This window comes from Pseudomonas sp. 4CAES_32.4, from assembly GCF_058136335.1.
In genome coordinates this window covers 4,955,080-4,979,237 of record NZ_CM176882.1, presented here as the reverse complement: position 1 = coordinate 4,979,237, position 24,158 = coordinate 4,955,080, and the positions used below count along the sequence as shown (strand labels likewise).

Below are 24,158 nucleotides of genomic sequence, written 5' to 3'. Positions count from 1 at the left end.
CGACGACCGGAGCCGGTGGGGCGCTGGCTTCGAGTTTGGCCAAAGCGTGTTCCGCGACTTCGAACTGCTGCTGCAGCACGACCAGCTGCGACTGTTGCTCGAACGTCGGCGGATGGCCAAAGGCTTTCAGCGATTTGTGCAACTGCGCGCGGCTCATCGCCACATCGATCTTGGCTTTTTTCAGTGCGGCATCGGCGGTCGCGGCTTTCTGTGCGCGCACACGTTCCAGTGCTGCCTGCACCGGATCGGTTGCTGTTACCTCCGGTTGGGCGGCGCGTTTGGCGCGGGCTTCACGCTCAGCTTGTTTCTGCTGTTCTTCCCGCCGCAGACGCGCATTGCGACGTTCAAAACGCTGACGTGCGTGATCGCGCTTGGCGGCGCGGGCGCGTTGCTCGTCGAGGTTGAAGGCCAGACCGCCCACCACCGGCAAAGTGCCGAGCGGCAGCGGGTGCATTTCAATGCAGTCCACCGGGCAAGGTGCGACGCACAGGTCGCAGCCGGTGCACTCGTCGATGATCACCGTGTGCATCAATTTTGCGGCACCGACGATGGCATCAACCGGGCAGGCCTGAATGCATTTGGTGCAGCCGATGCATTCGGCTTCGCGGATATAGGCAACCTGTGGCGGCGCCGAACCACGGCTGATGTCCAGCTCCAGCACCGGCACTTTCAACAATTCAGCCAGCGCCGCGATGGTTTCCTCACCGCCCGGCGGGCACTTGTTGATCGGCTCGCCGTCGGCAATGCCTTCTGCGTACGGTTTGCATCCGGGATGGCCGCATTTGCCGCATTGGGTCTGCGGCAGAAGGGCATCGATGCGTTGAATCAGACTCATGTTTTGATCAGTCCACTGAATCCGAGAAAAATCACTGCCATCAGTCCGGCGCCGATCAGGTCGATCGGCAGGCCGCGAAAGGGCAGGGGAATATCGTTATCGGCCGTGCGTTCACGCAAATCGCAGAACAGGCTCAGTACCAGCCAGAAACCCAGCCCGGCGCCGAGGCTCAACGCGGTCGCGTGGAGCAGGCCTTGATCGCTTTGAGCGTTGATCAATGCCAGACCGAGCACACCGGCGTTACCCAGCAACAGCGGCCATAACCCGTCAAACGGCAGCTTCGGCCACCAACGCGCCAACCGTTTCAACAGTGGCGTGATCAGCAAAACGCTTAACGGCAAAAACACGAACAGGCGCAATGCTTCAAGTTGCAACGGCACCAGCAGCCAGTGCCAGATCGCGTAACCGATGACGCCAACGAGCAACATCAGACACAACGTCGCCAGCCCCAGCGCATGCACTTGGCGACGGTTGCCCGCCAACAGCGGATCTACGCCCAGCGGCCAGTGCAACACGAAGTTGTTGAGCAGCGCAGCACTGATAAGCGTAAGCACGAGTTCGGTCATGGTTCTGTCGGCGAAAGGGCAGGTGTCTCTTAAGGTTAGGCAGTATCCGCCCAGATATGAAAAATCCCACCGGCATGCGGGGCACGTCGGTGGGATCGATTTTATTGCTGTCGCTTACTTGATGCGCTGACCCGGCTTGGCGCCGCTGTCCGGGCTCAACAGGTAAATCTCTTCACCGCCAGGGCCGGCCGCCATCACCATGCCTTCGGAAATACCGAACTTCATTTTCCGTGGCTTGAGGTTGGCGATCATCATGGTCAGGCGACCGTCGAGTTTCGACGGATCCGGATAAGCGCTCTTGATCCCGGAGAACACGTTGCGTTGCTCGTCACCGATATCCAGCGTCAGGCGCAGCAGCTTGTCGGCGCCTTCGACGTGTTCGGCCTTGACGATCAGCGCGACGCGCAGGTCGATCGCGGCGAATGCATCGAAGTCGATTTCCGCCGACAGTGGATCCTTGGCCAGTTCGCCATTGCCGGCCGGGGCAGCAGCACCGGTGTCGGTCTGGCTGGCGGTCAGGTCTTCCTTCGAGGCGTCGGACATGGCTTGCACTTTTACCGGGTCAATGCGGGTCATCAACGGCTTGAATTCGTTGAGCTGATGGTTGGCCAGCAGCGTGGTGTGGTCGTTCCAGGTCAGCGGGGCGACGTTGAGGAACGCCTCGGCATCGGCGGCCAGCAGCGGCAACACCGGTTTGAGGAAGATCACCAGTTGGCGGAACAGGTTGATGGCGGTTGCGCAGATCGCCTGGACTTCATCCTGCTTGCCTTCCTGCTTGTTCAACGACCATGGGGCCTTGTCGGCGATCCAGGCGTTGGCGCGGTCGGCCAGGGCCATGGTTTCACGCATGGCGCGGGCGAAGTCGCGGGCTTCATAGGCGTCGGCAATGCTTGGCGCGGCGGCGAGGAACGCTTCGGTCAGCTCAGGCGCAGCATTGGTGTCGACCAGCAGGCCGCCGTTGCCCTTCTGAATGAAACCGGCGCAACGGCTGGCGATGTTGACCACTTTGCCGACCAGGTCAGAGTTGACCTTCTGCACGAAGTCTTCGAGGTTGAGGTCGAGGTCATCGACGCCACGGCCCAGTTTGGCCGCGTAGTAGTAGCGCAGGTATTCCGGCGACAGGTGATCCAGATAAGTGCGCGCCTTGATAAAGGTGCCACGCGACTTGGACATCTTCTGGCCGTTGACGGTCAGGTAGCCGTGTACGTTGATGCCGGTCGGCTTGCGGTAGCCGGCGCCTTCGAGCATGGCTGGCCAGAACAGTGCGTGGAAGTTGACGATGTCCTTGCCGATGAAGTGGTACAGCTCGGCGGTGGAGTCTTTGCCCCAGAACGCGTCGAAGTCCAGCTCCGGCGTGCGGTCGCAGAGGTTCTTGAAGCTGGCCATGTAGCCGATCGGCGCGTCCAGCCACACGTAGAAATACTTGCCCGGCTCGCCCGGAATCTCGAAGCCGAAGTACGGCGCATCGCGGGAGATGTCCCACTGCTGCAGGCCGGCGTCCAGCCATTCGGCGATCTTGTTGGCGACGGCGTCCTGCAGGGTGCCACTGCGGGTCCAGGCTTGCAGCATTTCCTGGAAGTCCGGCAGTTTGAAGAAGAAGTGCTGGGAATCCTTGAGCACCGGGGTGGCGCCGGAGATCGCCGACTTCGGATCTTTCAGGTCCGTCGGTGCGTAGGTCGCACCGCATTTTTCGCAGTTGTCGCCGTACTGGTCTTCAGTGCCGCACTTCGGGCAAGTGCCCTTGATGAAGCGGTCGGCCAGGAACATTTTCTTTTCCGGGTCGAAATACTGGGTGATCGAGCGCTGGGCGATGTGCCCGGCGTCACGCAGCTTGAGGTAGATCTGGCTCGACAGCTCACGGTTTTCTTCAGCGTGAGTGGAGTGGAAGTTGTCGAAATCAACCAGGAACTCGGCAAAGTCGGCGCTGTGTTCAGCCTGCACGTTGGCGATCAGTTGTTCCGGGGTGATGCCTTCCTTTTCTGCACGCAGCATGATCGCCGAACCGTGGGCGTCGTCGGCGCAGACATAAATGCATTGATTGCCGCGATGCTTCTGGAAGCGCACCCACATATCGGTCTGGATATATTCCAGCATATGGCCAAGGTGAATCGAACCGTTGGCGTAGGGCAGGGCGCTGGTGACGAGGATCTTGCGTGGTTCGGACATGTGGGGCTTCGCTACTTGATGAAACGGAGGTCGGCCACTATAAAGCGCCGGGCAAGATATTTCACCCCTGCAAATCGTTGCCAGGCATGCCGTCCGGAGGATAGAAGGGGTAGGATACCCGCCATCTTTTCCCAGTCTTGTTATCGGAGTTGCCCATGAGCGCCGTCACTCGCGCAGCGGTGGAAGCCGTCCTCAGCCAATACACCGACCCTTACCTGAACCAGGACCCGGTCAGCTCCGGTTGCGTGAAGCACATCGAGATTGTCGGTGATCGCGTCAACGTGCAGCTGGAAATCGGTTACGCCGCCGGTCTGTTCAAGAGCGGCTGGGCGCAATTGCTGCAACTGGCCATCGAAAACCTCGATGGCGTGGTGATCGCCAAGGTTGAAGTGAACAGCGTGATCGCCGCGCACAAGGCCCAGGCGCAGATTCCGGGGTTGGCCAACGTCAAGAACGTGGTTGCCGTGGCCTCGGGCAAGGGCGGCGTGGGCAAGTCGACCACCGCCGCCAACCTTGCGCTGGCCCTCGCCCGTGAAGGCGCCAAGGTCGGCATCCTCGACGCCGATATCTACGGCCCGAGCCAAGGCATCATGTTTGGCATTCCCGAGCGCACTCGCCCAGAGGTCAAGGATCAGAAGTGGTTCGTGCCGCTCAAGGCTCATGGCGTGGAAGTCATGTCCATGGCCTTCCTGACCGACGACAACACGCCGATGGTCTGGCGCGGGCCGATGGTCTCCGGTGCGCTGCTGCAACTGGTTACGCAAACCGCCTGGGGCGATCTGGATTATCTGGTTATCGACATGCCGCCGGGCACTGGCGACATCCAGTTGACCCTGGCGCAGAAAGTCCCGGTGGCCGGTGCGGTGATCGTCACCACGCCACAGGATCTGGCGCTGCTCGACGCGCGCAAAGGCGTGGAAATGTTCCGCAAGGTCAACATTCCGGTGCTGGGCGTGGTGGAAAACATGGCCGTGCACATCTGCTCGAACTGCGGGCATGCCGAGCATCTGTTCGGTGAGGGCGGTGGTGAGAAGCTGGCGACGCAGTACGGCGTTGAACTGCTGGCCTCGCTGCCGTTGTCGATGCTGATCCGCGAGCAGGCCGATGGCGGCAAGCCAACGGTGATCGCCGAGCCGGACAGCCAGATTGCCATGGTCTATCAGGAACTCGCCCGCCACGTCGGCGCGCGGATTGTGTTGCAAGAAGCGGCAACGCCGGCGATGCCGAACATCACCATCAGCGACGATTAATGGCCTGAAACACAATCAACTGTGGGAGCTGGCTTGCCAGCGATAGCGTGGTCACATTCAACATACAGGTTGAATGAACCAGCGCAATCGCCAGCAGGGCTGGCTCCCACATTGTTTTTTGTGTTGTCAGTCAGAGACGCAACCCGCCATCCATCTCCAGAATCCGCCCGGTGTAATAGTCGTTCTCGAAGATATACGCCGCCGAATGCGCAATCTCTTCAGGCTTGCCCATGCGCTTTAGCGGAATGCCCGAGGTCATCTTCTCCAGCGCTTCCGGCTTCATGCCCAGGGTCATCTCGGTCTCGATGAAGCCCGGCGCGATGCCCGCCACGCGAATCCCGTAACGCGCCAATTCCTTGGCCCAGGTCACCGTTGCTGCTGCAACGCCAGCCTTGGCGGCGGAATAGTTGGTCTGGCCCACGTTACCGGCACGTGAGATCGACGAGATGTTGATGATCGCGCCGCTGGTCTTCAGCTCGACCATTTTCGCTGCCACTTCACGGGTGCAGAGGAACACGCCGGTCAGGTTGACATCGATGACGGCCTGCCACTGTGCCAGGCTCATCTTGGTCATTTCGCCGTCCTTGACCTTCAACAGCAGGCCATCGCGCAGGATCCCGGCGTTGTTGATCAGGCCGTGAATCGCACCGAAATCGGCGGCGACCTGAGCGACCATGTGCTCGACCTGCTCCTCATTGGCAACGTTGCACAAGTAGCTGCGCGCCTCGACACCCTTGGCCTTGCAAGCTGCGACCGCGTCGTCGAGTTTTTCCTGGTTCAGGTCGACCAGCGCGAGCTTCGCGCCTTTGCCGGCGAAATACTCGGCCATCGAGCGGCCCAAACCCTGGCAACCGCCAGTGATAATGATTACTTTGTCGTTGAGTTGCATTCGCATGCCCCGAGCAGGTCTGAGTAGTTATTGTTGTGAGCGACTCCCGATCTGCACCGGCCGTGGCTGGTTTGCACACGAGAATTGCCTCAAGGCGTGACTGGGACTTGAACCCCGTCGCCTGTCCGTTTTTTCGACGGATTCTATTTAAGGAGTCATAAATTGAGCGTTGAAGTGGCCAAGAATGCCCGAGAATTGCTTCTCAAGGAATACCGTGGAGTGCTGTCGACTCACTCCAAATCGATGCCCGGTTTTCCCTTTGGCTCCGTGGTGCCTTACTGCCTGGACGAGCAGGGCCGCCCGCTGATCCTGATCAGCCGCATCGCCCAGCACACCCACAACCTGCAAAAAGACCCAAAATGCTCGCTGTTGGTCGGCGAGCGCGAGGCTGACGACGTGCAAGCCGTTGGTCGCCTGACCTATCTGGCTGAAGCGCAAAAGATCGAAGACGCCGCTGCGATAGAGTCCGCCGCCGAGCGTTACTACCGCTATTTCCCGGATTCGCAGAATTACCACAAGGCCCACGATTTCGACTTTTGGGTGCTGACACCGGTGCGCCATCGTTACATCGGCGGATTCGGCGCGATTCATTGGGTTGATCAGCTGACGTTGGCCAATCCGTTTGCCGGCAAAGCCGAAATCAGCATGGTCGAGCACATGAACAGCGACCACGCCAAAGCCATCGCGCACTACGTCGACCTGGCTGGCCTGCCGCAAACCGTGCCGGCGCAACTGGCCGGGATCGACACCGAGGGCATCCACCTGCGCATCGGTCAGGCGCTGTACTGGTTGCCGTTTCCAGCAGTTTGTAATACGCCGACACAAGTGCGCGAAGCCTTGGTTTCTCTGGCTCACGCCGAGGTCTGGCCAAAAAATGAGGTGGCCAACGCTTGAATTCACGAAAGGGCGACGTCATCTAAGGCTTACTGCAAGGCATTTCTTGCGTTGAGGAAACTTTGATGCGCCCTTTTCTGTTGCTCTTTCTGCTGTTTCCGGTGCTGGAGCTGTTCGTATTCGTCAAAGTGGCAGGGGCTATCGGGTTTTTCCCGGCCCTGCTGCTGATCATTGTCGGCTCGATGTTCGGCATTTTCGTGCTGCGCGTCGCCGGTCTGGCCACTGCATTGCGTGCCCGTGAAAGCCTGAACCGCGGCGAACTGCCCGCGCAAACCATGCTGGAAGGTTTGATGCTGGCCCTGGCCGGTGGTCTGTTGATCCTGCCGGGCTTCATCAGCGATGTGGTCGGTCTGGTGATGTTGCTGCCGATATCCCGTCGTCTGCTGGCAAACAAGATGCGCCAGCGCGCCGAGGAACAGGCCATGCGCCAGCGTGCGTTCGCCGATGACCTGCAACCCCGTGGCGGTCCGGCACCGCGCCAGCCTCTGGGCCGCGAGGGTGATGTGATCGAAGGCGAGTTCGAACACCGCGACACCAAGTAACATCTGCATCGACACGGCACCTTCGGGTGCCGTGTTCGTTTATGGGCTGCTTTTGTGCAGAACATCGGTGAAAAATTTTTCGCCTCGCCCTTGTAATAAGCTTATGCGCCCTTATGTATCGGTCACCGAAAGGTTTCCGACATTTGAGTCGGACAGACTTCCGCGGCTCGCTCGACGAACCGCAACCGGCGCAGGCCGGATTTGTTAAACCCGCCGGGAATACACCGGCCGATGAAAACCACAATTAGGAGAGATCGACAATGAAGCTTCGTCCTCTGCATGACCGCGTCGTAATCCGTCGCAGCGAAGAAGAAAAGAAAACCGCTGGCGGTATCGTCCTGCCAGGTTCGGCTGCTGAAAAAGCCAACCACGGTGTGATTCTCGCTGTAGGCCCGGGCAAAGCTCTGGAAAACGGCGAAGTGCGCGCACTGTCCGTGAAGGAAGGCGACAAGGTTGTGTTCGGTCCTTACTCCGGCAGCAACACTGTGAAAGTCGACGGCGAAGACCTGTTGGTAATGAGCGAGAACGAAATCCTCGCTGTTATCGAAGGCTGATACCCCCGTTCATTTTCCCGCTACTACAAAGTATTTAAGGAATATCGATCATGGCTGCTAAAGAAGTTAAATTCGGCGATTCCGCCCGCAAGAAAATGCTCGTTGGTGTCAACGTGCTGGCTGACGCAGTAAAAGCGACCCTGGGCCCGAAAGGCCGTAACGTGATCCTCGAGAAGAGCTTCGGCGCTCCGACCATCACCAAGGACGGCGTTTCCGTCGCCAAAGAAATCGAACTCGAAGATCGCTTCGAAAACATGGGCGCGCAGCTGGTCAAAGACGTTGCCTCCCGTGCCAACGATGACGCTGGTGACGGTACTACCACTGCTACCGTTCTGGCTCAGTCGATCGTCAACGAAGGCCTGAAAGCCGTCGCTGCCGGCATGAACCCGATGGACCTGAAGCGCGGCATCGACAAGGCGACCATCGCCATTGTCAAAGAGCTGAAAAACCTGTCCAAGCCATGCGCTGACACCAAGGCTATCGCTCAGGTAGGCACCATCTCGGCCAACTCCGACAACTCCATCGGCGACATCATTGCCGAAGCCATGGAAAAAGTCGGTAAAGAAGGCGTGATCACCGTTGAAGAAGGCACTGGCCTGGAAAACGAACTGTCGGTTGTAGAAGGCATGCAGTTCGACCGTGGCTACCTGTCCCCGTACTTCGTCAACAAGCCGGAAACCATGGTTGCCGAACTGGACAACCCACTGGTCCTGCTGGTCGACAAAAAGATCTCGAACATCCGCGAAATGCTGCCAGTACTGGAAGCCGTTGCCAAAGCTGGCCGTCCACTGCTGATCGTTTCCGAAGACGTTGAAGGCGAAGCCCTGGCGACTCTGGTTGTGAACAACATGCGTGGCATCGTCAAAGTCGCAGCCGTCAAGGCGCCAGGCTTCGGCGACCGTCGCAAGGCCATGCTGCAGGACATCGCTGTTCTGACCGGTGGTACCGTTATCTCCGAAGAGATCGGCCTGAGCCTGGAAGCAGCCACCCTGGAAAACCTGGGCAGCGCCAAGCGCGTGACCATCTCCAAGGAAAACACCATCATCGTTGACGGTGCTGGCGTTGCTGGTGACATCGAATCGCGTATCGCTCAGATCCGTGCTCAGGTTGCCGAAACTTCCTCGGACTACGACCGTGAAAAACTGCAAGAGCGTCTGGCCAAACTGTCCGGCGGCGTTGCAGTGATCAAGGTTGGCGCTGGTTCCGAAGTTGAAATGAAAGAGAAGAAAGCCCGCGTTGAAGACGCCCTGCACGCTACCCGTGCAGCCGTTGAAGAAGGCGTGGTACCTGGCGGTGGCGTTGCGCTGATCCGTGCTCTGGAAGCCATCCTTGATCTGAAAGGCGACAACGCCGATCAGGACGTAGGTATCGCTGTTCTGCGCCGTGCAATCGAAGCTCCGCTGCGTCAGATCGCTGCCAACAGCGGTGACGAGCCAAGCGTTGTGGTCAACGAAGTCAAGAACGGCAAAGGTAACTTCGGTTACAACGCTGCGACTGGCGAGTACGGCGACATGATCGAAATGGGCATCCTGGACCCAACCAAGGTAACCCGTTCGGCTCTGCAAGCAGCCTCGTCGATCGGCGGTCTGATCCTGACCACCGAAGCAGCCGTAGCTGACGCGCCGAAGAAAGACGGCGGCGCTGGCGGCGGTATGCCAGACATGGGCGGCATGGGTGGCATGGGCGGCATGATGTAAGCCAGCCTTACCCCCGTAACGCAAAACCCCGCTGGCGCGAGTCAGCGGGGTTTTTTATTGCCTCCGATTTTGTGTTGGCACGACATCGAGGCGCGGCTATCGCTGGCAAGCCAGCTCCCACAGTGTCCAAGGTGAAACAAATATTGTGTGAACACCTTGAATCCCTGTGGGAGCTGGCTTGCCAGCGATGGCGTCAGATCAGGCGCTGATTGGTCCCACAGTGTCCAAGGTGAAACAAATATTGTGTGAATACCTTGAATCCCTGTGGGAGCTGGCTTGCCAGCGATGGCGTCAGATCAGGCGCTGACGGGTTGTACTTTGACTGCAGCCTCCGCCCCCACCGCCGGGCGATACAGCACCCAGTAATACGAGCCCAGGCAAATCAGCCAACAGAAAATCGCCGTCCACACGTTGTGCGAAAAGAAGTGCGCGCCCTGCATCATCCGGCTGATCGAGAATACCGCGCCCAACGCGAAGGCAAAGATGAACGCTTGCCTGGCCAGACGCGGGCGGCGATCACGCAGCACAAAGAACAGCGCGAACAAGGTAAACCCGGTGGCCGCATGCCCACCCGGCCAGCAACGACCAGGCTTGTCAGTCTGCGGACGATGCTCCATCAGTTTGCTGTAAGTCTCATGGCCGCCAAACTGCTCAAGGCTCCACGGGCACTGCACAGCCGTCACGGCTTTTACTGGCGTGACGAAAGACGTGGCCAACCCCAGCGACAACACCAGACAACCCAGCTCACGCTTGAACGGTTTCAGCCGCTCAATGAAGAACGCACCGATGAAACCGAGGATCGCAAACACCGAAAAGGCGATTACCACTTCTTTGGCGCGGTCGTGCAGGATGTCTTCGAGAAAGTAACTGTGGCGCCCGATAAAGTCGCCCGCCACCGGGTCGTAAAACAGTCTGGCCAGAGACATGTCCAGATCGGTGAGTTCGAGTAGCACCAGAATGATCGCCGCAACGGCAGGTACTCCCAGGCACCACCAGAAATTCAGCGGCCTGGAAACGGGACGGGCAGAGGTCGACACCATGGTAATTCCTTGGTCGGTAAGTGTGTTCTGAGGAGCGCAACCGCGGGGAGTCTGCGCGTGCTGGCGTCGTGGATTTGTTAATCGAAAGTGAAAAAAACGTTGCCCGGCACAATGAACGTTTTTCTCCGCAAACAACCCAACACATGCCTAGCGGTGAGCCACACTTGGCCTTAAGCTGCGCGGGCCAAGACGGCCGTTACCGTGTACGGAAGAGGTGCCCATGCGAATCCTAGTGGTCGAAGACAACCGCGACATCCTGGCCAATCTGGCCGATTATCTGGGCCTCAAGGGCTATACCGTCGATTGTGCCCAGGACGGTCTGTCGGGACTGCATCTGGCGGCCACCGAGCATTACGACTTGATCGTGCTCGACATCATGCTGCCGGGCATCGACGGCTATACCCTGTGCAAACGCCTGCGCGAAGATGCCCGCCGCGACACGCCGGTGATCATGCTCACCGCACGCGATCAACTCGATGACCGTTTGCAGGGCTTCAAGTCCGGTGCCGACGACTACTTGATCAAACCCTTCGCCTTGTCTGAGCTGGCCGCGCGCGTCGAAGCAGTGATGCGCCGAGCGCAGGGCGGCGGCCGTCGGGCGCTGCAGGTCGGCGATCTGAGTTACGACCTCGACACACTGGAAGTGACCCGCGAAGGCAAACTGCTGAAACTCAACCCGGTCGGCCTCAAGTTGCTGGCGGTGTTGATGCAGAAGAGCCCGCACGTCTTGCGTCGGGAAATTCTCGAAGAAGCGCTGTGGGGCGATGATTGCCCGGACAGCGACAGCCTGCGCAGCCATGTGCACCAGTTGCGCCAAGTGATCGACAAACCTTTTGCCAAACCACTGCTGCATACCGTGCACGGCGTGGGTTACCGCCTGGCCGATGCGTAATGGAGTTTAGACAGAGCCTTTCCCAGCGGATCATCATTGCCTTCGCGCTAATGAGTGCGCTGGTGGCCGGCGCCTTCGCCATGGGCATCGTCGCGACCGTGCATCTGGTCGAAGAAAAACTGATTTCGGCGGGGCTGGGTGGTGACCTGCAGCGTCTGCTGCTGATGGACAACGTCTCGGACTGGAGCCATCGGCCGGAGCCCGATCAGCTGTTCTATTTCAGCGGTGGGCCGGGCGATTTCGAACTGCCGAAGGATCTGCGTCATCTCGATTCGGGTTTTCATGAAGTCTTCCGCGAGCAACTGTCGTATCACGCGATGGTCGAGGTCGTCGACGGTCGTCGCTATGTGTTGCTGCAGGATCAAAGCGATTTCGAAGAGCGTGAGCGCGTGCTGTTTGCCGTGGTGCTGGTGGGTTTCGTACTCAGCCTGGCGCTGGCGGTTTTTCTCGGTTGGGTGCTGGCGCGCAAAGTGATGGCCCCGGTGGTACGACTGGCACGGCAGGTGCGTCATCGCGACCAGTTGCTCGGGCTGGCGCCGCCGCTGGCGCCGGATTATGCGGCGGACGAAGTCGGTGAACTGGCGGTGGCGTTCGATGCCACGCTGGGTCGTTTGCGTCAGGCGCTGACCCGCGAGCGTTTGTTTACCAGTGATGTCAGCCATGAATTGCGCACACCGCTGATGGTGCTGGCCAGCTCGTGTGAGCTGTTGCTGGAAAACCCTGCGATCGATCAGCGCGGTCGCTCTCAAGTCGAGCGCATAGCCCGCGCCAGTGAGGAAATGCGCGAGTTGGTGCAAACCTTCCTGATGCTCGCCCGCGCTCAGCGCGAAGACGCCGGTCTGGCGCCGCAGCAAAATATCATCCAGGTGGCGGACAGCCTGCTGTGTGTCTGGCGCGAACCGATCGAAAGCAAAGGCCTGAATCTGCAGTTCGAGGCGGGCAACCCGCCAGCGACTTGTTACAACGCGACGTTGTTGACGGCGGTGATGGGCAATCTGCTGCGCAATGCCTGCCACTACACCGAGCAGGGGTTCATTCGCCTGACACTGACGCCGCGAGGATTTGTGGTCGAGGACTCGGGCGTGGGTATTCCCGAAGAGAAGCGCGAGGCCATGTTCCAGCCGTTCGTGCGCGGCAAGGAAAATCGCGGCGAGGGGCTGGGGCTTGGCCTGTCCCTGGTACAGCGGATCTGCGAAAACGAGGGCTGGACCGTCAGTTTGAGTACGATGGAACCCAATGGCTGCCGGTTTGAGGTAGATCTTGGCAACATTGACACCCGGTAGTGGCACCCAGCCACTCCCGCCAACCTGTCTAAATCCTGTATAACCTTGAAATAGTTTGCAGGTTTACCCAACATTTTTTTCACAAATGGATGACCTGACGCTGACACGCCCCCGCTTAAGGTGGGGACATCAGTAATTCTGGAGTCCTGGTGATGGCCGGCCCGATCAAGCTCGATTTTTCCGAAAAGTACGACGATAAGCACGCAGAGAAATACCTGCACAAGCATCAAGCCAATCTTGGCCGCCGTCTGTCTCATTGGCGTGACGAACAGTTGGCCCGCAAGGCCTTGACGCTGGCGGGTGAACCGGGCCTGGTACTGGATTTGCCGTGTGGTGCGGGACGTTTCTGGCCCTTGCTGGCGGAAAAGCCCAACCGCGTGATCATCGGTGCGGACAACTCCGAATCGATGATCAAGACAGCGATGCAATCGCAACCGGCAGATGTGGTGAAACGGGTACAACCCTTGCACACGTCTGCGTTCGACATTGCCTTGCCTGATAACGCCGTCGACAGCATTTTCTGCATGCGTTTGCTCCATCACATCGGTGAAGCCGAGCATCGACGGGCCATTCTGCGTGAATTTGAGCGCGTCACCCGAGACAGCGTGATTATTTCGCTGTGGGTGGATGGCAACTTCAAGGCCTGGAAACGCAAAAAGGCTGAGGCCAAGCGTGGGCAGGAAGGTTACCAAAACCGTTTTGTGTTACCCGCTGTTACGGTGGAAAAAGAATTCGAAGCAGCAGGGTTCCGCATTCAGGAACAACTGGATTTCATCCCGCTCTATGCCATGTGGCGGGTTTACGTATTACGCAAGAGGTAGTGGGATGGCAGTGCAATTTGCAACAGAAACGGGCCTCGCTCCGCAGGATCGCTTTGACTATTACTGGAGCCAGCAGGGTGAATGGGTAGAAGAACCCAACGTTCGCCGTGGTGGCGAAAGTGGTGTGCAACGAGTCATGGGACGTGATGGCCAGCTGTTGTATGCAAAGCGCCAGACCGGACATATCTATCGCAGCTGGCTGCATCCGTTCGGTCGCCCGACGGTGCTGCGTGAGCTCGATGCGCTGACCGGCGTCAGTAAGCTCGGTGTGCGGGTGCCGGAAATCGTTTTCTGCGGCGCTCAGCCTGATCCGCAATACAAATGGCGTGCGCTGCTGGTGACCAAGTCGCTGGATGGCTTTGACGAGCTGGAAAAATGGCAAGCTGCAGGCGGGCGTGCGCAGTACAGTGAAGCCGTTTACGAGCGCGTATTGAAAGACCTCGCCGAAAACCTCGCGCGCATGCACAAGGGCCGTTGGCAGCACAGCTGCATCTATATCAAGCACGTGTTCGTACGGGTTACCGGCGAAGGCGATTCGGCGAAGGTCGAAGTGGCGTTGATCGATCTGGAGAAATGCCGGCAGCGTCTGACCGCTCATCGCGCAGCCTCCCACGACATGAAACAATTGCGCCGCCATTCGTCGTTCAGCGACACAGACTGGAAAAAACTCGTCTACTTTTATGAGACGGCGTTTGGCAGCGCTATCAAAGGTTTATAGCGATGAAACTAGAAATTGCACGAGGTTTGTTTCTGGTTGGAGCCTTGGCAGTTGCATCATTGGCGGTGGCAGCTTGGGAGCAGCCCCGTATGCAGGTTGTTGGCGCGTCAATAGACGACGCCCACTGCGCAGTCCCACGGGTGGCAAAAGCCTCCGTGGCGACCAAACCCGATCATGACTTGTTGTTGTTCATGTTCGGACTCTCTCAAGGGATGAGGCCACAGAGTTGAACCGATTGAAGCCCACATAAAAGGCCTCGCAGATGCGAGGCCTTTTTTATGCAAGCAAGATCAAAAGATCGCAGCCTTCGGCAGCTCCTACATGGATCGGTGTAGGAGCTGCCGAAGGCTGCGATCTTTTGCGTTCAAGACTTATCAGGTTTCGCCAGCAGGGTGTAGACGCACGGCAAGACGAACAGCGTAAACAACGTCCCGATCGACATCCCCGTGGCGATTACCATGCCGATATCAAAGCGGCTGACGGCGCCGGCACCGGTCGCCAGAATCAGCGGCACCATGCCAAATACCATCGCCGCCGTGGTCATCAACACCGGGCGCAATCGAATGGCCGCGGCTTCCTCGACCGCCTCGCGTGCGGTCAGTCCCTTGTCCTTGCGTAACTGGTTGGCGAATTCGACGATCAGGATTCCGTGCTTGCTGATCAGACCGATCAGCGTCACCAGCCCGACCTGGGTGTAGATGTTCATGCTCGACCAGCCGAGGAACAGCGGAATCAACGCCCCGCAGATCGACAACGGTACCGTCACCAGAATCACCAGCGGATCGCGGAAACTCTCGAACTGCGCGGCCAACACCAGAAAAATGATCGCCAGCGCCAAGGCAAACGTCACCCACAAGGCACTGCCTTCCTGGACGAACTGCCGTGAGGCGCCACCATAGTCGAAAGCAAAACCGGCGGGCGCTTCTTCGCGGGCGATCTGCAGCACGGTGTCGATGGCTTCGCCCATGCTCACCAGCGGAAAACCGGAAATCTTCGCCGCGTTGAGTTGCTGGAACTGGTTGAGCTGGCGCGGTCGTGCGCGGTCGCTGACCTTGATCAGCGTCGACAATGGCAGCAATTCGCCCTGGGTGTTTTTCACGTAGTAATTGTTCAGCCAGTCCGGGTTGTCGCGGTAGGGCCGTTCAACCTGGGCGATGACCTTGTAGCTGCGCCCTTCAATGGTGAAACGGTTGATTTCCGCCTCACCGAGCAACGTCGCCAGCGTGCCGCCCAAGTCCTGCATCGACACGCCCATCTGTGCCGCTTTGGCGCGGTCGATGTCGACCACCACTTCCGGTTTGTCGAACGCCAGATCAAGGTCGACGAAGGCGAACTTGCCCGACTCCATGGCGCGTTTCTTGATCCGGTCAGCGACTTGCAGCAGCAGTTCGTAGTCGTTGGCCGTGTTGATCACGAACTCGAACGGCAAACCTTCACCGGTGCCGGGCAAGGAGGGCAGGTTGAAACCGAAGATCTGCAGGCCCGGAATGCCTTCGAGTTTGCCCTGCACCTCGGGAAGGATTTCCATCTGCGTGCGGCTGCGTTCGTTCCACGGCTTGAGCAGGAAACCGCCGATGCCGGCCTGCACACCGTTGTAGCCGTTGATCTGGAACGAAGAGTAGTACTCAGGGAATTCCTTGAAGATCTTGATGAACTCGTCGGTGTAGGCGCTCAGGTAATCCAGGTTGGTCGGCTGCGGGGCGGTGGCCATCATGAAAATAATGCCCTGATCCTCGTCCGGCGCCAGTTCCGATTTGGTGAACTTGAGGAACACCGGGATCAGGCACAGCACGATCACCGCGAACACCAGCACCACCGGCCGCGTGTTCAGCGTGCCGTGCAGCATGCTCTGGTAACGGCGCTTGAGGCTGTCGAAGATGCGGTCGAGACGATGGGCGAGGCCGCTGGGGTTTTGTTCATGGCGCAGCAGATAGGCGCACATCATTGGCGACAGGGTCAGGGCGACAATGCCGGAGATCACCACTGCCCCGGCCAGCGTCAGGGCGAATTCCTTGAACAACGCTCCGGTCAGTCCGGTGAGGAAACCGATTGGCGCGTACACCGCCGCCAGGGTGATCGTCATCGACACCACCGGCATGGCGATTTCCCGTGCGCCTTCGAGGGCCGCGTCAAACGGGGTTTTGCCTTCCTCGATATGCCGGTGAATGTTCTCCACCACGACAATCGCATCGTCCACCACCAGGCCGATGGCCAACACCATTGCCAGCAACGTCAGCAGGTTGATCGAGTAACCCATCATCTGCATGAAGAACATCACGCCGATCATCGACAGTGGAATGGTCACCACCGGGATCACCACCGAACGCAAGGCGCCAAGGAACAGGAACACCACGACGATCACGATCAGCACCGCTTCGAACAGGGTTTTCACCACTTCATCGATGGAGGCCTGAATGAACAGCGTGGCGTCGTAGGCGATCTCGCTCTTGAGGTTCGGCGGCAGCTGCGCCTCCAGCTCCGGCATGATCTTGCGCACTTCCTTGATCACGTCCAGCGGGTTGGCGCCCGGCGTGGCCTTGATGCCGATGTACACCGACGGCGTGCCGCCGAACGAGCTGATCGAGTCGTAGTTTTCCGCGCCCATTTCCACCCGTGCGACATCGCTGAGCAGCACGCGGCTGTCGCCACTGACCTTGAGCGGGATCGCCGCGAACGCCTCGGCGGATTTCAGTTCGGTGTTGGCGTTGATGCTGGTGACCACGTACTCGCCTTTCACTTCGCCGGCAGCGGAGAGGAAGTTGTACTGGCGCACCGCGTTGGTCACGTCGCTGGCGCTGAGACCGAAACCGGCGAGCTTCACCGGGTCGAGCCACAGGCGCATGGCGAACACCTGATTGCCGAGAATCTCTGCTTCTGCCATGCCGGGCAGTGTCGCCAGTTTCGGTTGGATCACCCGAGACAGGTAGTCGGTGATCTGCGGGTTGCTCAGGTCATCGCTGAAGAAACTGATGTACATCAGCGCCGAAGCGTCAGCGGACTCCTTGCTCAGTACCGGGTCTTCGGCGTCTTGCGGCAGTTGGTTCTTGACCTCGTTGGCCTTGGCCAGCAGCTCGGTGAACAAGCGGTCGGTGTTGGCGCCAATGCGCGCGTAGATTGAAATCGTCGAGAAGTTCTGCCGGCTGACCGAGGTCATGTAATCGATGCCTTCAGCGCTGGCCAGGCTCTGTTGCATCGGTTGGGTGATGTAGCCCTGAATGGTTTCGGCGTTGGCCCCGGGGTAAGCGGTGGTTACCGTGATCAGGGCGTTTTCCATTTGCGGGTATTGGCGCAGCGGCAGCTTGCTCCAGGCCTGGAAGCCCAGCAGCACAATCAACAGGCTGACCACGGTGGCGAGCACCGGGCGGCGGATGAACGGATCGGTAAAAGCCATGGGGATTCCTTGATCAGTCGGCGCGGGGCGGACTGTTCTGCTCGCCGAGGGTCTTGTCGTCGCTGATGGCGATGTGTGCGCCGTTGTCCAGTTTGATCTGGCCAGCCGTCACCACTTGTTCGCCGCTCTGCACGCCCTTGTTGATCATCACCAGGCCATCACGGCGCTCACCGGTTTCGATGAAGCGTCGCTCGGCGATCAGCACCGGCTGGTCCTTGTCATCCTTTTCGACGTTGCCGTCCTCGGCTTTCTTCTGCCCGACCACGTAGATCGAGTTGCCGTAGAGGGTGTAGGTGATCGCACTCTCCGGCACCACGATGTGTTTTTGCGGATCGGGCAGCAGCACTTCAAGGCTGGTAAACATGCCCGGCAACAGTTTGCCGTCCGGGTTGGCCAGGGTGGCGCGAATCAGGATATTGCGCGTGGTGCTTTCGACAATCGGGTTGATCGCGCTGATCTTGCCGGCGAAATTTTGTCCGGGGTAAGCGGAGACCGAGATTTGCACCGGTTGGCCGATGGCCAGTTTCGGCACCGATTGTTCGGGCAGGTAGAAGTCGGCGTAGAGGCTGCTCAAATCCTGCAGCGTGGCGATTTTGGTGCCGCTGGCGAGGTAGTCGCCGACGTCGACCTGACGGATGCCAATGGTGCCGCTGAACGGCGCAAGGATGCGTTTTTTTGCCAGCGAGGCGTTGAGCTGATTGACCGTGGCCTTGTTCTTTTGCAGCACGGCGGAGAGGCGGTCGTACTCGCCTTTGGAGATCGCGCGGCTGTCGACCAGTTGGGCGCCACGACCGAAATCCAGTTGCGCCAGACCGAGGTCGGCTTTGGCGGTTTCCAGCAGGGCGGTTTCGACGGCGCTGTCGAGTTGCAGCAGCGGCTGCCCGGCCTTGACCTTCTGTCCGGATTCGAATTTGAGTTCGGTGACGGTGCCGGCCACTTCCAGGCTCAGCTCGACACCTTGCAGCGCCTTGAGTGTGCCGACGGTGGGCAGGCGCATCTGCCACGGCTGTTCGGTCGCGTTGGCGACGGCGACACTGATCGGCGGCTTCGGCTTGGAAAAGCCCTGGATCATCGTATAGACCGAAAAGGCTTTGTAGCCGCCCAGCACCAGGACGATCAGCAAAACAACACCCAACATGATCAGCATGCGGCGACGCAGCATATTTCCAGTTCCTTGGATAAATCAGGTGAGACAGGCGGGCACATTACTCCGAGTACAGGGGGTATTCCAACTGGCACTTATTACAGGGGCTTAAAAAGATCGTCCTATCGCGGCCCGAGCCTCGGACGATCTTTTAAGGGCGTTTTATGCCATCAGATGAAGATGGTTGTCCCAGAGCCCCGCCGGCAATTCCAGCGGTTTGGCCAACAACTCATCCTGACGGCAATCGTAGTAGCGGCACCGGCCCTGACCAGACGTCACAACGAAACCATCCTTCACCGCACCGACGCCCGCGCAATCAGGCAACGGCGCATCGAGGCGTACTTCGCCGCTGTCCAGATCCCAGATAAAGAAGCGGTTGCCACGCGGTGCCGTCAGTGCGACCAGACGCAGATCGCTGTGCACGGCGACGCTGGCGGTGTAATGCCCCATCGATTGCAACTGATGCTCCGGCACCGGGAACGCCACGAACGGTTGACCCGGACGCTTGATCGCCAGCAACTCCGAACGCTCATGGGAGGCGCCCATGAATTGCTGACTGGCAACGATGGTGCCGTCGCTGGCGATGCCCAAATGGCGCACGCTATTCATCTGCTGAGCGAGGGTTTCCTTGCTCAGCAGCGTACCGTCGCGTTGCATCAGCACCAGGCTCGGCTCCATGGCATTGAGATTCATGTCGACGCGGCTTTCCGCCTCGGTACGAATCCCGCCGTTGGCCACCACCAAGGTCTCGCCGTCAGGCATCCAGGACACCTGATGCGGGCCGAGACCGTGGGTGGAAATCTCACCGCTGTGCACCAGCCGCTCGCCTTCGAACTTGTACACGCCGAGCAGACCCCGACCGGGATCGCTGGTGTCGTTCTCGGTCGCGTACAGGTACTCGCCGTCCTTGTGCACCACGGCGTGGCCGTAGAAGTGCCGGTTCGGCTGCGAGGTCACCGTCTGCAGCAAATTACCGTCGCGCATGTCGATCAGGTAACTCTCGGTGCCCGGACGCCGCGCGACGAACAACGCAATCGGCTGCGTGGGGTGGTTGATGATGTCGTGGCAACGCTGGCCGACTTCGGTGGCGAACACCTGCTTGCCGTCCAGGCGATAACCGACGGCGTAATGCTTGCCGTCGGTATCGTCGCGCGCCGACAACAGCAGCGGGCTCTGATCCTTGCGTTTGAACAGCGTCCAGCCGCCCAGTGTCACTGCTCCCAGCAGCGTACTAGCTAAAGTCAGAGCCTGGCGTCGCAGCATGGCACTTGCCCTCATCAGTCACCGTCGTTGGCGTTAAAGCCCAGTTGGATACCCAGCGCCTTGGCCAGTTCGCCTTCGTGCAGGCGATGGACGACGTTGAGGCTGTCGTAGATATCGTTGAGTTGCTGACGACCGGCGTCGTCTTCAAGCATTTCGCCGAGGGAACGCTGGGTGCTGTCGAACAGTTTCAGCGAAGCAGCGTAAGCCGCGTCGATCTTGTCCGCCAGTGGCTTCTGATCGCTTGGCAGCAGGCTGCGCAGGCCTTTGTTGTCGACGCCTTCCCACACGGTTTTCGCGGCGGCGAGGCTGGCTTCCAGCGCGGTCAACGACGACTGGCTACGCCATGCATCGGCCTGGAACGGCTGTGGCACACCCTTGCTCTGGCGACCCATTGGCGTGCCGAGTTTTTTCTTCAGGGTGTCCAGCGCGGTGACCTGCACGCGCAGCAGATCGGCGATCGCTTCGTGGGAGTCGGCATAGCGCTGGTTGGGGAACTTGGTCATCTGCGCGAGCATGCCGTCGGTGTTGTTCCAGTTCTGCAGAATCTCTTCGGCCAGTTGCTTCTGACGCTCGCCGATGGCGATCAGCAGTGGGCAGTACTTGGCTTTCTGCTCGGCGTTGGCGACGTCAGGCTTGGCGTCGAACAGGATGTATTCGTAAGCCGACAGGCCCTGGACGACAACGCTGGATTTGGCCAGTGCGGCGGCGTCGATCTGTGGCTGCGCGACCACCAGTTGCTCGACCTGACGACCGACAAGGTTTTTCTTGTCCGGCCAGAACTGCACCTGCCACGAACGGTTGCCCTCGGCCAACGGACCGATCAGCAGCGGTTGCAACTCGGCCCAGGCTTTCTGCGCATGCAGGAAGTCGGCACGGGCGGTTTCCAGGGTTTCTTTGCCCTGGCAGTAGGCGAGGGCACTGACGGCCAGTTGCTTGTCGGCTTCGACCCAACGGGTATAAGTCGGCAGGATCACCGATTTGGCGATGGCTGCCGAAGTGACCGCTTGCGGATCCTGCGGCGAGCAGGCGCCGAGGGCGAGCGCGGCAAGGCTGGTGAACAGTAGCTTGGGACGGAACATGTCGGGCTCCCGATTCTTTTATCAGTGTTTAAAGTGAGTTCAGAAACGCCAGCAGCGCGGCGCGCTGCTCGGCATTGAAAGATAAAACCTGTTGCTGCGCCGCCTTCGCTTCGCCGCCGTGCCAGAGCACCGCTTCGAGCAGATTGCGCGCGCGACCATCATGCAAAAACTGTGTGTGACCACTGACCGCTTGCGTCAGGCCGATCCCCCACAACGGCGGCGTGCGCCAGTCGCGGCCGGAGGCCTGGAATTCAGTGCGGTTGTCAGCCAGGCCGTCGCCCATGTCATGCAGCAGCAGATCGCTGTACGGGCGAATCACTTGATTGGCCAGTTCAGGTTCGGCGGCGTTGACGGCGGTGGTGTATTTCGGCGTGTGGCAGGAATCGCAACCGGCCTGGAAAAACAGGTTTTTGCCGGCGATGACCTCTGCATCATTAACGCCACGACGCGCAGGCACAGCGAGGTTACGGCTGTAGAACAGCACCAGACGCAGAATGTTATCGCTGACTTCCGGTGCGCCGTCGGGGCCATTGCCGTTCGGCGCCTGTTTGCAGGCGGTTTGCGCGTCGGTGCAGTCATCGAACGGTCTCAGGCTGGTCGTGAGGCCCATATCACCCGAGAACGCGTGAACATTTTGTTGATTGAGGTTCGGTTGCCCGGCTTTCCAGCCAAATCTGCCCATGACGGTTTTTTGCAACGCGTCATCCCAGACCTGATTGGGCCGGCCATGGATGCCGTTTTTTTCTTTGGCCTGTGCGGCGGCGTTGGCGAGGATCGCTTCTTCAGGGATCGCTTCGAGCAGGCCGAGGCCGATCATCGGCGGGGCGACGCGTGCGGAGAACCGCGTGTCCGGGTGCATCGGGCCGTAGCCGAGCTGGGTGATCTGCAAAACCGGTTTGCGCAGCTCGACTTCGGTGCCGTCCTTGAAGCGCACAGGTACTGGCGTGTAGTCGACGCGCACTTTGCCTTCCGGAGCGACGCCGGGCACGGCCATGTCCTGAAACTGCCCGCCGTACACCGGCTCTGGCACCACGCCGACTTGCTCGATGAGTCGGGCATATTCCGGCGCGTCAGGAATCGACAGTCTGACCAGCATCGATACCGCGTTGGCGGCATCCGGCATTGGCGGATGACCGCGACCGTCCTTGATATGGCAGTTCTGGCAGGCATTGGTGTTGAACAACGGGCCGAGGCCATCGCGCGCCGTGGTAGTCGACGGCGCGATCACCCACGGGCTGCGAAAGAAGCTGTTGCCGACACTGAAATCCACCCGGCGCGACGGCGGCAGATTCGCCGAAGGCAGCGAGAACGCATTCTGATCCGTCTTGCGCACGGTTGCCGCACCGCCGGAACGCGCTTCACCTGGCTCGGCCTTGGTGAAACGCGGGGCGTCATCGCAGGCACTCAGGCCCAAGGCCAGAAACAGTGCGGACAAGCGAAGAGGCAGCAAGGGCATCAGACATCCTGCGGACGGGCGAAAACAAAGGCGCAAAGTCTAACAGGGCGAGGGGGTTTGAATAAGAGGAATTATCGTTTGCTTGATTTGTGGCAGGGTTTCACTCGAGGACGAGTCGCCCCTATCGCTGGCAAGCCAGCTCCCACAGGATTTCGGGTGCTTGCAAAATTTGTGTACGCCACCGATTACTGTGGGAGCTGGCTTGCCAGCGATGGAGCCATCAGCATCACCACAAAAAACAGGCATGAAAAAGGCGACCCGAAGGTCGCCTTTTTTTGACGCGGACGCTGTGATCAGAACTCGTGATCAGCGTTGTCCGGGTTCAGGTCGCTGATGCCCAGTTTGCCGGCAGCGGCTTCGATCGAACCGGTCTGCTTGACCAAGGACGCGATGGCGTCGCGAACGATCTGGTTGCCAGCGGTGTTGCCCGCAGCGATCAACTGGTCGTAGTGCTCACCCTTGTTGGCGTGATCGACCATGACCTGGATCTTCGCTTCGGTCGCGGCCAGATCGGCTTTCAGTGCGGTGTCGGCAGCCGGGTCGGCCTTGGCCACCAGCGACGACAGGCTGGCGCCAGTCATTTTGGTGCCGTCAACACGGGTGTACTCGCCCAAGTAAACGTTACGAATGCCTTTGGCATCGTAGAAGTGCGAGTAGTGCGTGTTGTCGCTGAAGCAGTCCTGCTCGTCTTCAGGGGAGTTGGCTTCCAGGGAAACCTTCATGCGTTCGCCGGCCAGTTCGCCCAGAGACAGGCTGCCCATGCCGAAGAGCATTTTGCGCAGACCGGTTTCGCCCGGCTCGGCTTCCAGGGTGGCGCGGTAGTTGTCAGCCACATTCGGCTTCCAGTTGCCGACCATCTCTTCCAGGTCGCTGACCAGCAGTTGGGTCACGGACTTCAGGTAAGCACGACGACGATCGTTGTGACCGCCAGTGGCGCCGGCGCCTTCCAGGTAATCGGAAGCCGGACGGTTGCCAGCGCCAGGGCCGGTACCGTTGAGGTCCTGGCCCCACAGCAGGAATTCGATGGCGTGGTAGCCCGTTGCAACGTTGGCTTCGGAACCGCCCAGCTCATTGAGGCTGGCGAGTTTTTCCGGAGTGATGTCCTTGACGTCGACCTTGTCTTCGCCCACCTGAACTTCGGTGTTGGCGATGATGTTGGCGGTTGCGCCCGGGTTACCCAGTGCGTGCTCGTAGGATTTGTCGACGTAGTCGATCAGACCCTCGTCCAGCGGCCAGGCGTTAACCTGACCTTCCCAATCGTCGATGATGGTGTTGCCGAAGCGGAACACTTCGCTCTGCAGGTATGGAACGCGTGCAGCGACCCAGGCAGCCTTGGCGGCTTTCAGGGTGTCGGCGTTCGGCTTGGCGAGGAACGCGTCGACGGCGGTTTGCAGGGTTTTCGCGGTGGATTCGGCATCGCTGTAAACGGCGAAGACCATGTCGGCGTAGTGCGCAACCACAGCCTTGGCGGCGGCTTCATCGACTTTACCGGCAGCGGCAGGAGCAGCCGCAGGTGCGGCGGTGCTGGCGGCTGGTGTCGGTGCGGCCGGCGCGGCGGCCTTGTCTTTGCCTTCGCCGCAACCGGCGAGGGAAATAGCGATGGCCAGCAGACTGGCGGTAGCCAGAGGCATACGAATCATGGCGAACATCCTGCTTCGTTGATTGATTGACAGGCGCG

At 59.7% G+C, this 24,158-nt stretch carries 20 protein-coding genes and 1 pseudogene; 10 read left to right on the top strand and 11 right to left on the bottom strand.

Annotated features, from left to right (window positions below; all coding sequences use genetic code 11):
* Positions 1–439: 439 nt before the first annotated feature.
* The 3 genes and pseudogenes from rsxB to metG all read right to left on the bottom strand — a co-directional run.
* Positions 440–814 (bottom strand): annotated as a pseudogene (rsxB, locus tag AC3Y64_RS22320) (electron transport complex subunit RsxB); the annotation flags it as partial.
* A gap of 17 nt (positions 815–831) precedes the next feature.
* Positions 832–1,401, bottom strand: coding sequence for an electron transport complex protein RnfA (locus AC3Y64_RS22315; RefSeq protein ID WP_489985282.1), 570 nt, complete (start codon positions 1,399–1,401; stop codon positions 832–834).
* Positions 1,402–1,515: 114 nt separating this feature from the next.
* Positions 1,516–3,567: a methionine--tRNA ligase gene (metG, locus tag AC3Y64_RS22310; protein WP_158960535.1), complete on the bottom strand. Its 2,052-nt coding sequence runs from the start codon at positions 3,565–3,567 to the stop codon at positions 1,516–1,518.
* A 155-nt stretch (positions 3,568–3,722) separates the two neighbouring features.
* On the opposite strand from metG, the gene apbC reads away from it, so the two are divergent.
* Positions 3,723–4,817, top strand: a complete 1,095-nt coding sequence (apbC, locus tag AC3Y64_RS22305) for an iron-sulfur cluster carrier protein ApbC (RefSeq protein WP_489985281.1) — start codon at positions 3,723–3,725, stop codon at positions 4,815–4,817.
* A 130-nt stretch (positions 4,818–4,947) separates the two neighbouring features.
* Here apbC and AC3Y64_RS22300 read toward each other — a convergent pair whose 3' ends face one another.
* Positions 4,948–5,706 carry an SDR family oxidoreductase gene (locus AC3Y64_RS22300; protein WP_489985280.1) on the bottom strand — a complete coding sequence of 253 codons (759 nt, stop codon included), beginning with the start codon at positions 5,704–5,706 and terminating at the stop codon, positions 4,948–4,950.
* A 162-nt stretch (positions 5,707–5,868) separates the two neighbouring features.
* Here AC3Y64_RS22300 and AC3Y64_RS22295 point away from each other — a divergent pair, with 162 nt between their 5' ends.
* The 4 genes from AC3Y64_RS22295 (at position 5,869) to groL (ending at position 9,393) form a co-directional block, all read left to right on the top strand.
* Positions 5,869–6,600: a HugZ family pyridoxamine 5'-phosphate oxidase gene (locus AC3Y64_RS22295; RefSeq protein ID WP_489985279.1), complete on the top strand. Its 732-nt coding sequence runs from the start codon at positions 5,869–5,871 to the stop codon at positions 6,598–6,600.
* A gap of 65 nt (positions 6,601–6,665) precedes the next feature.
* Positions 6,666–7,142, top strand: a complete 477-nt coding sequence (locus tag AC3Y64_RS22290) for an FxsA family protein (protein WP_489985278.1) — start codon at positions 6,666–6,668, stop codon at positions 7,140–7,142.
* Between the two features lie 260 nt (positions 7,143–7,402).
* Positions 7,403–7,696 carry a co-chaperone GroES gene (locus AC3Y64_RS22285; RefSeq protein ID WP_007916610.1) on the top strand — a complete coding sequence of 98 codons (294 nt, stop codon included), beginning with the start codon at positions 7,403–7,405 and terminating at the stop codon, positions 7,694–7,696.
* 50 nt (positions 7,697–7,746) lie between these two features.
* Positions 7,747–9,393, top strand: a complete 1,647-nt coding sequence (gene groL / locus AC3Y64_RS22280; protein ID WP_064391926.1) for a chaperonin GroEL — start codon at positions 7,747–7,749, stop codon at positions 9,391–9,393.
* A gap of 296 nt (positions 9,394–9,689) precedes the next feature.
* Here the strand turns inward: groL and AC3Y64_RS22275 are convergent, their stop codons facing one another.
* On the bottom strand, positions 9,690–10,433 hold the full coding sequence (locus tag AC3Y64_RS22275) for a phosphatase PAP2 family protein (RefSeq protein WP_489985277.1): 744 nt from the start codon (positions 10,431–10,433) through the stop codon (positions 9,690–9,692).
* Positions 10,434–10,653: 220 nt separating this feature from the next.
* Here AC3Y64_RS22275 and colR point away from each other — a divergent pair, with 220 nt between their 5' ends.
* From colR to AC3Y64_RS22250, 5 genes are all read left to right on the top strand, one after another.
* The gene (gene colR / locus AC3Y64_RS22270; protein WP_489985276.1) at positions 10,654–11,325 is read left to right on the top strand and encodes a two-component system response regulator ColR; all 672 of its coding nucleotides are present in this window, start codon (positions 10,654–10,656) and stop codon (positions 11,323–11,325) included.
* Positions 11,325–12,608 carry a sensor histidine kinase gene (locus AC3Y64_RS22265; protein WP_489985275.1) on the top strand — a complete coding sequence of 428 codons (1,284 nt, stop codon included), beginning with the start codon at positions 11,325–11,327 and terminating at the stop codon, positions 12,606–12,608. Before colR ends, AC3Y64_RS22265 begins: the two co-directional genes overlap by 1 nt.
* A gap of 152 nt (positions 12,609–12,760) precedes the next feature.
* Entirely contained in the window at positions 12,761–13,429 is a 669-nt protein-coding gene (locus AC3Y64_RS22260) for a class I SAM-dependent methyltransferase (RefSeq protein ID WP_489985274.1), read from the top strand.
* 4 nt (positions 13,430–13,433) lie between these two features.
* Positions 13,434–14,147: a lipopolysaccharide kinase InaA family protein gene (locus tag AC3Y64_RS22255; RefSeq protein WP_489985273.1), complete on the top strand. Its 714-nt coding sequence runs from the start codon at positions 13,434–13,436 to the stop codon at positions 14,145–14,147.
* Between the two features lie 2 nt (positions 14,148–14,149).
* Positions 14,150–14,377 carry a hypothetical protein gene (locus tag AC3Y64_RS22250; RefSeq protein WP_122589718.1) on the top strand — a complete coding sequence of 76 codons (228 nt, stop codon included), beginning with the start codon at positions 14,150–14,152 and terminating at the stop codon, positions 14,375–14,377.
* A 134-nt stretch (positions 14,378–14,511) separates the two neighbouring features.
* On the opposite strand, the gene AC3Y64_RS22245 is transcribed toward AC3Y64_RS22250, so the two are convergent.
* The 6 genes from AC3Y64_RS22245 to AC3Y64_RS22220 all read right to left on the bottom strand — a co-directional run bounded on the left by AC3Y64_RS22245 (position 14,512) and on the right by AC3Y64_RS22220 (position 24,120).
* A complete protein-coding gene (locus tag AC3Y64_RS22245) occupies positions 14,512–17,538 on the bottom strand; it encodes a multidrug efflux RND transporter permease subunit (protein WP_489985272.1) in 3,027 nt (1,008 codons plus the stop codon).
* Positions 17,539–17,551: 13 nt separating this feature from the next.
* Positions 17,552–18,700, bottom strand: coding sequence for an efflux RND transporter periplasmic adaptor subunit (locus AC3Y64_RS22240; RefSeq protein ID WP_489985271.1), 1,149 nt, complete (start codon positions 18,698–18,700; stop codon positions 17,552–17,554).
* A gap of 144 nt (positions 18,701–18,844) precedes the next feature.
* Entirely contained in the window at positions 18,845–19,945 is a 1,101-nt protein-coding gene (locus AC3Y64_RS22235; protein WP_489985270.1) for a DUF1513 domain-containing protein, read from the bottom strand.
* A gap of 14 nt (positions 19,946–19,959) precedes the next feature.
* Positions 19,960–21,024: an imelysin family protein gene (locus tag AC3Y64_RS22230; protein WP_489985269.1), complete on the bottom strand. Its 1,065-nt coding sequence runs from the start codon at positions 21,022–21,024 to the stop codon at positions 19,960–19,962.
* 28 nt (positions 21,025–21,052) lie between these two features.
* Positions 21,053–22,480 carry a di-heme oxidoreductase family protein gene (locus AC3Y64_RS22225; RefSeq protein ID WP_489985268.1) on the bottom strand — a complete coding sequence of 476 codons (1,428 nt, stop codon included), beginning with the start codon at positions 22,478–22,480 and terminating at the stop codon, positions 21,053–21,055.
* A gap of 293 nt (positions 22,481–22,773) precedes the next feature.
* Entirely contained in the window at positions 22,774–24,120 is a 1,347-nt protein-coding gene (locus tag AC3Y64_RS22220) for an imelysin family protein (RefSeq protein WP_489985267.1), read from the bottom strand.
* Positions 24,121–24,158: the final 38 nt, after the last annotated feature.

What these genes read in the sequence shown, in the direction of transcription:
- AC3Y64_RS22275 (WP_489985277.1), bottom strand. Translation starts at nt 10,433, where the DNA reads ATGGTGTCGACCTCTGCCCGTCCCGTTTCCAGGCCGCTGAATTTCTGG.
- AC3Y64_RS22265 (WP_489985275.1), top strand. Translation starts at nt 11,325, where the DNA reads ATGGAGTTTAGACAGAGCCTTTCCCAGCGGATCATCATTGCCTTCGCG.
- AC3Y64_RS22220 (WP_489985267.1), bottom strand. Translation starts at nt 24,120, where the DNA reads ATGATTCGTATGCCTCTGGCTACCGCCAGTCTGCTGGCCATCGCTATT.
- AC3Y64_RS22235 (WP_489985270.1), bottom strand. Translation starts at nt 19,945, where the DNA reads ATGCTGCGACGCCAGGCTCTGACTTTAGCTAGTACGCTGCTGGGAGCA.
- AC3Y64_RS22225 (WP_489985268.1), bottom strand. Translation starts at nt 22,480, where the DNA reads ATGCCCTTGCTGCCTCTTCGCTTGTCCGCACTGTTTCTGGCCTTGGGC.
- groL (WP_064391926.1), top strand. Translation starts at nt 7,747, where the DNA reads ATGGCTGCTAAAGAAGTTAAATTCGGCGATTCCGCCCGCAAGAAAATG.
- AC3Y64_RS22285 (WP_007916610.1), top strand. Translation starts at nt 7,403, where the DNA reads ATGAAGCTTCGTCCTCTGCATGACCGCGTCGTAATCCGTCGCAGCGAA.
- AC3Y64_RS22255 (WP_489985273.1), top strand. Translation starts at nt 13,434, where the DNA reads ATGGCAGTGCAATTTGCAACAGAAACGGGCCTCGCTCCGCAGGATCGC.
- AC3Y64_RS22240 (WP_489985271.1), bottom strand. Translation starts at nt 18,700, where the DNA reads ATGCTGCGTCGCCGCATGCTGATCATGTTGGGTGTTGTTTTGCTGATC.
- AC3Y64_RS22290 (WP_489985278.1), top strand. Translation starts at nt 6,666, where the DNA reads ATGCGCCCTTTTCTGTTGCTCTTTCTGCTGTTTCCGGTGCTGGAGCTG.
- AC3Y64_RS22250 (WP_122589718.1), top strand. Translation starts at nt 14,150, where the DNA reads ATGAAACTAGAAATTGCACGAGGTTTGTTTCTGGTTGGAGCCTTGGCA.
- metG (WP_158960535.1), bottom strand. Translation starts at nt 3,567, where the DNA reads ATGTCCGAACCACGCAAGATCCTCGTCACCAGCGCCCTGCCCTACGCC.
- AC3Y64_RS22300 (WP_489985280.1), bottom strand. Translation starts at nt 5,706, where the DNA reads ATGCAACTCAACGACAAAGTAATCATTATCACTGGCGGTTGCCAGGGT.
- AC3Y64_RS22315 (WP_489985282.1), bottom strand. Translation starts at nt 1,401, where the DNA reads ATGACCGAACTCGTGCTTACGCTTATCAGTGCTGCGCTGCTCAACAAC.
- AC3Y64_RS22230 (WP_489985269.1), bottom strand. Translation starts at nt 21,024, where the DNA reads ATGTTCCGTCCCAAGCTACTGTTCACCAGCCTTGCCGCGCTCGCCCTC.
- AC3Y64_RS22245 (WP_489985272.1), bottom strand. Translation starts at nt 17,538, where the DNA reads ATGGCTTTTACCGATCCGTTCATCCGCCGCCCGGTGCTCGCCACCGTG.
- apbC (WP_489985281.1), top strand. Translation starts at nt 3,723, where the DNA reads ATGAGCGCCGTCACTCGCGCAGCGGTGGAAGCCGTCCTCAGCCAATAC.
- colR (WP_489985276.1), top strand. Translation starts at nt 10,654, where the DNA reads ATGCGAATCCTAGTGGTCGAAGACAACCGCGACATCCTGGCCAATCTG.
- AC3Y64_RS22260 (WP_489985274.1), top strand. Translation starts at nt 12,761, where the DNA reads ATGGCCGGCCCGATCAAGCTCGATTTTTCCGAAAAGTACGACGATAAG.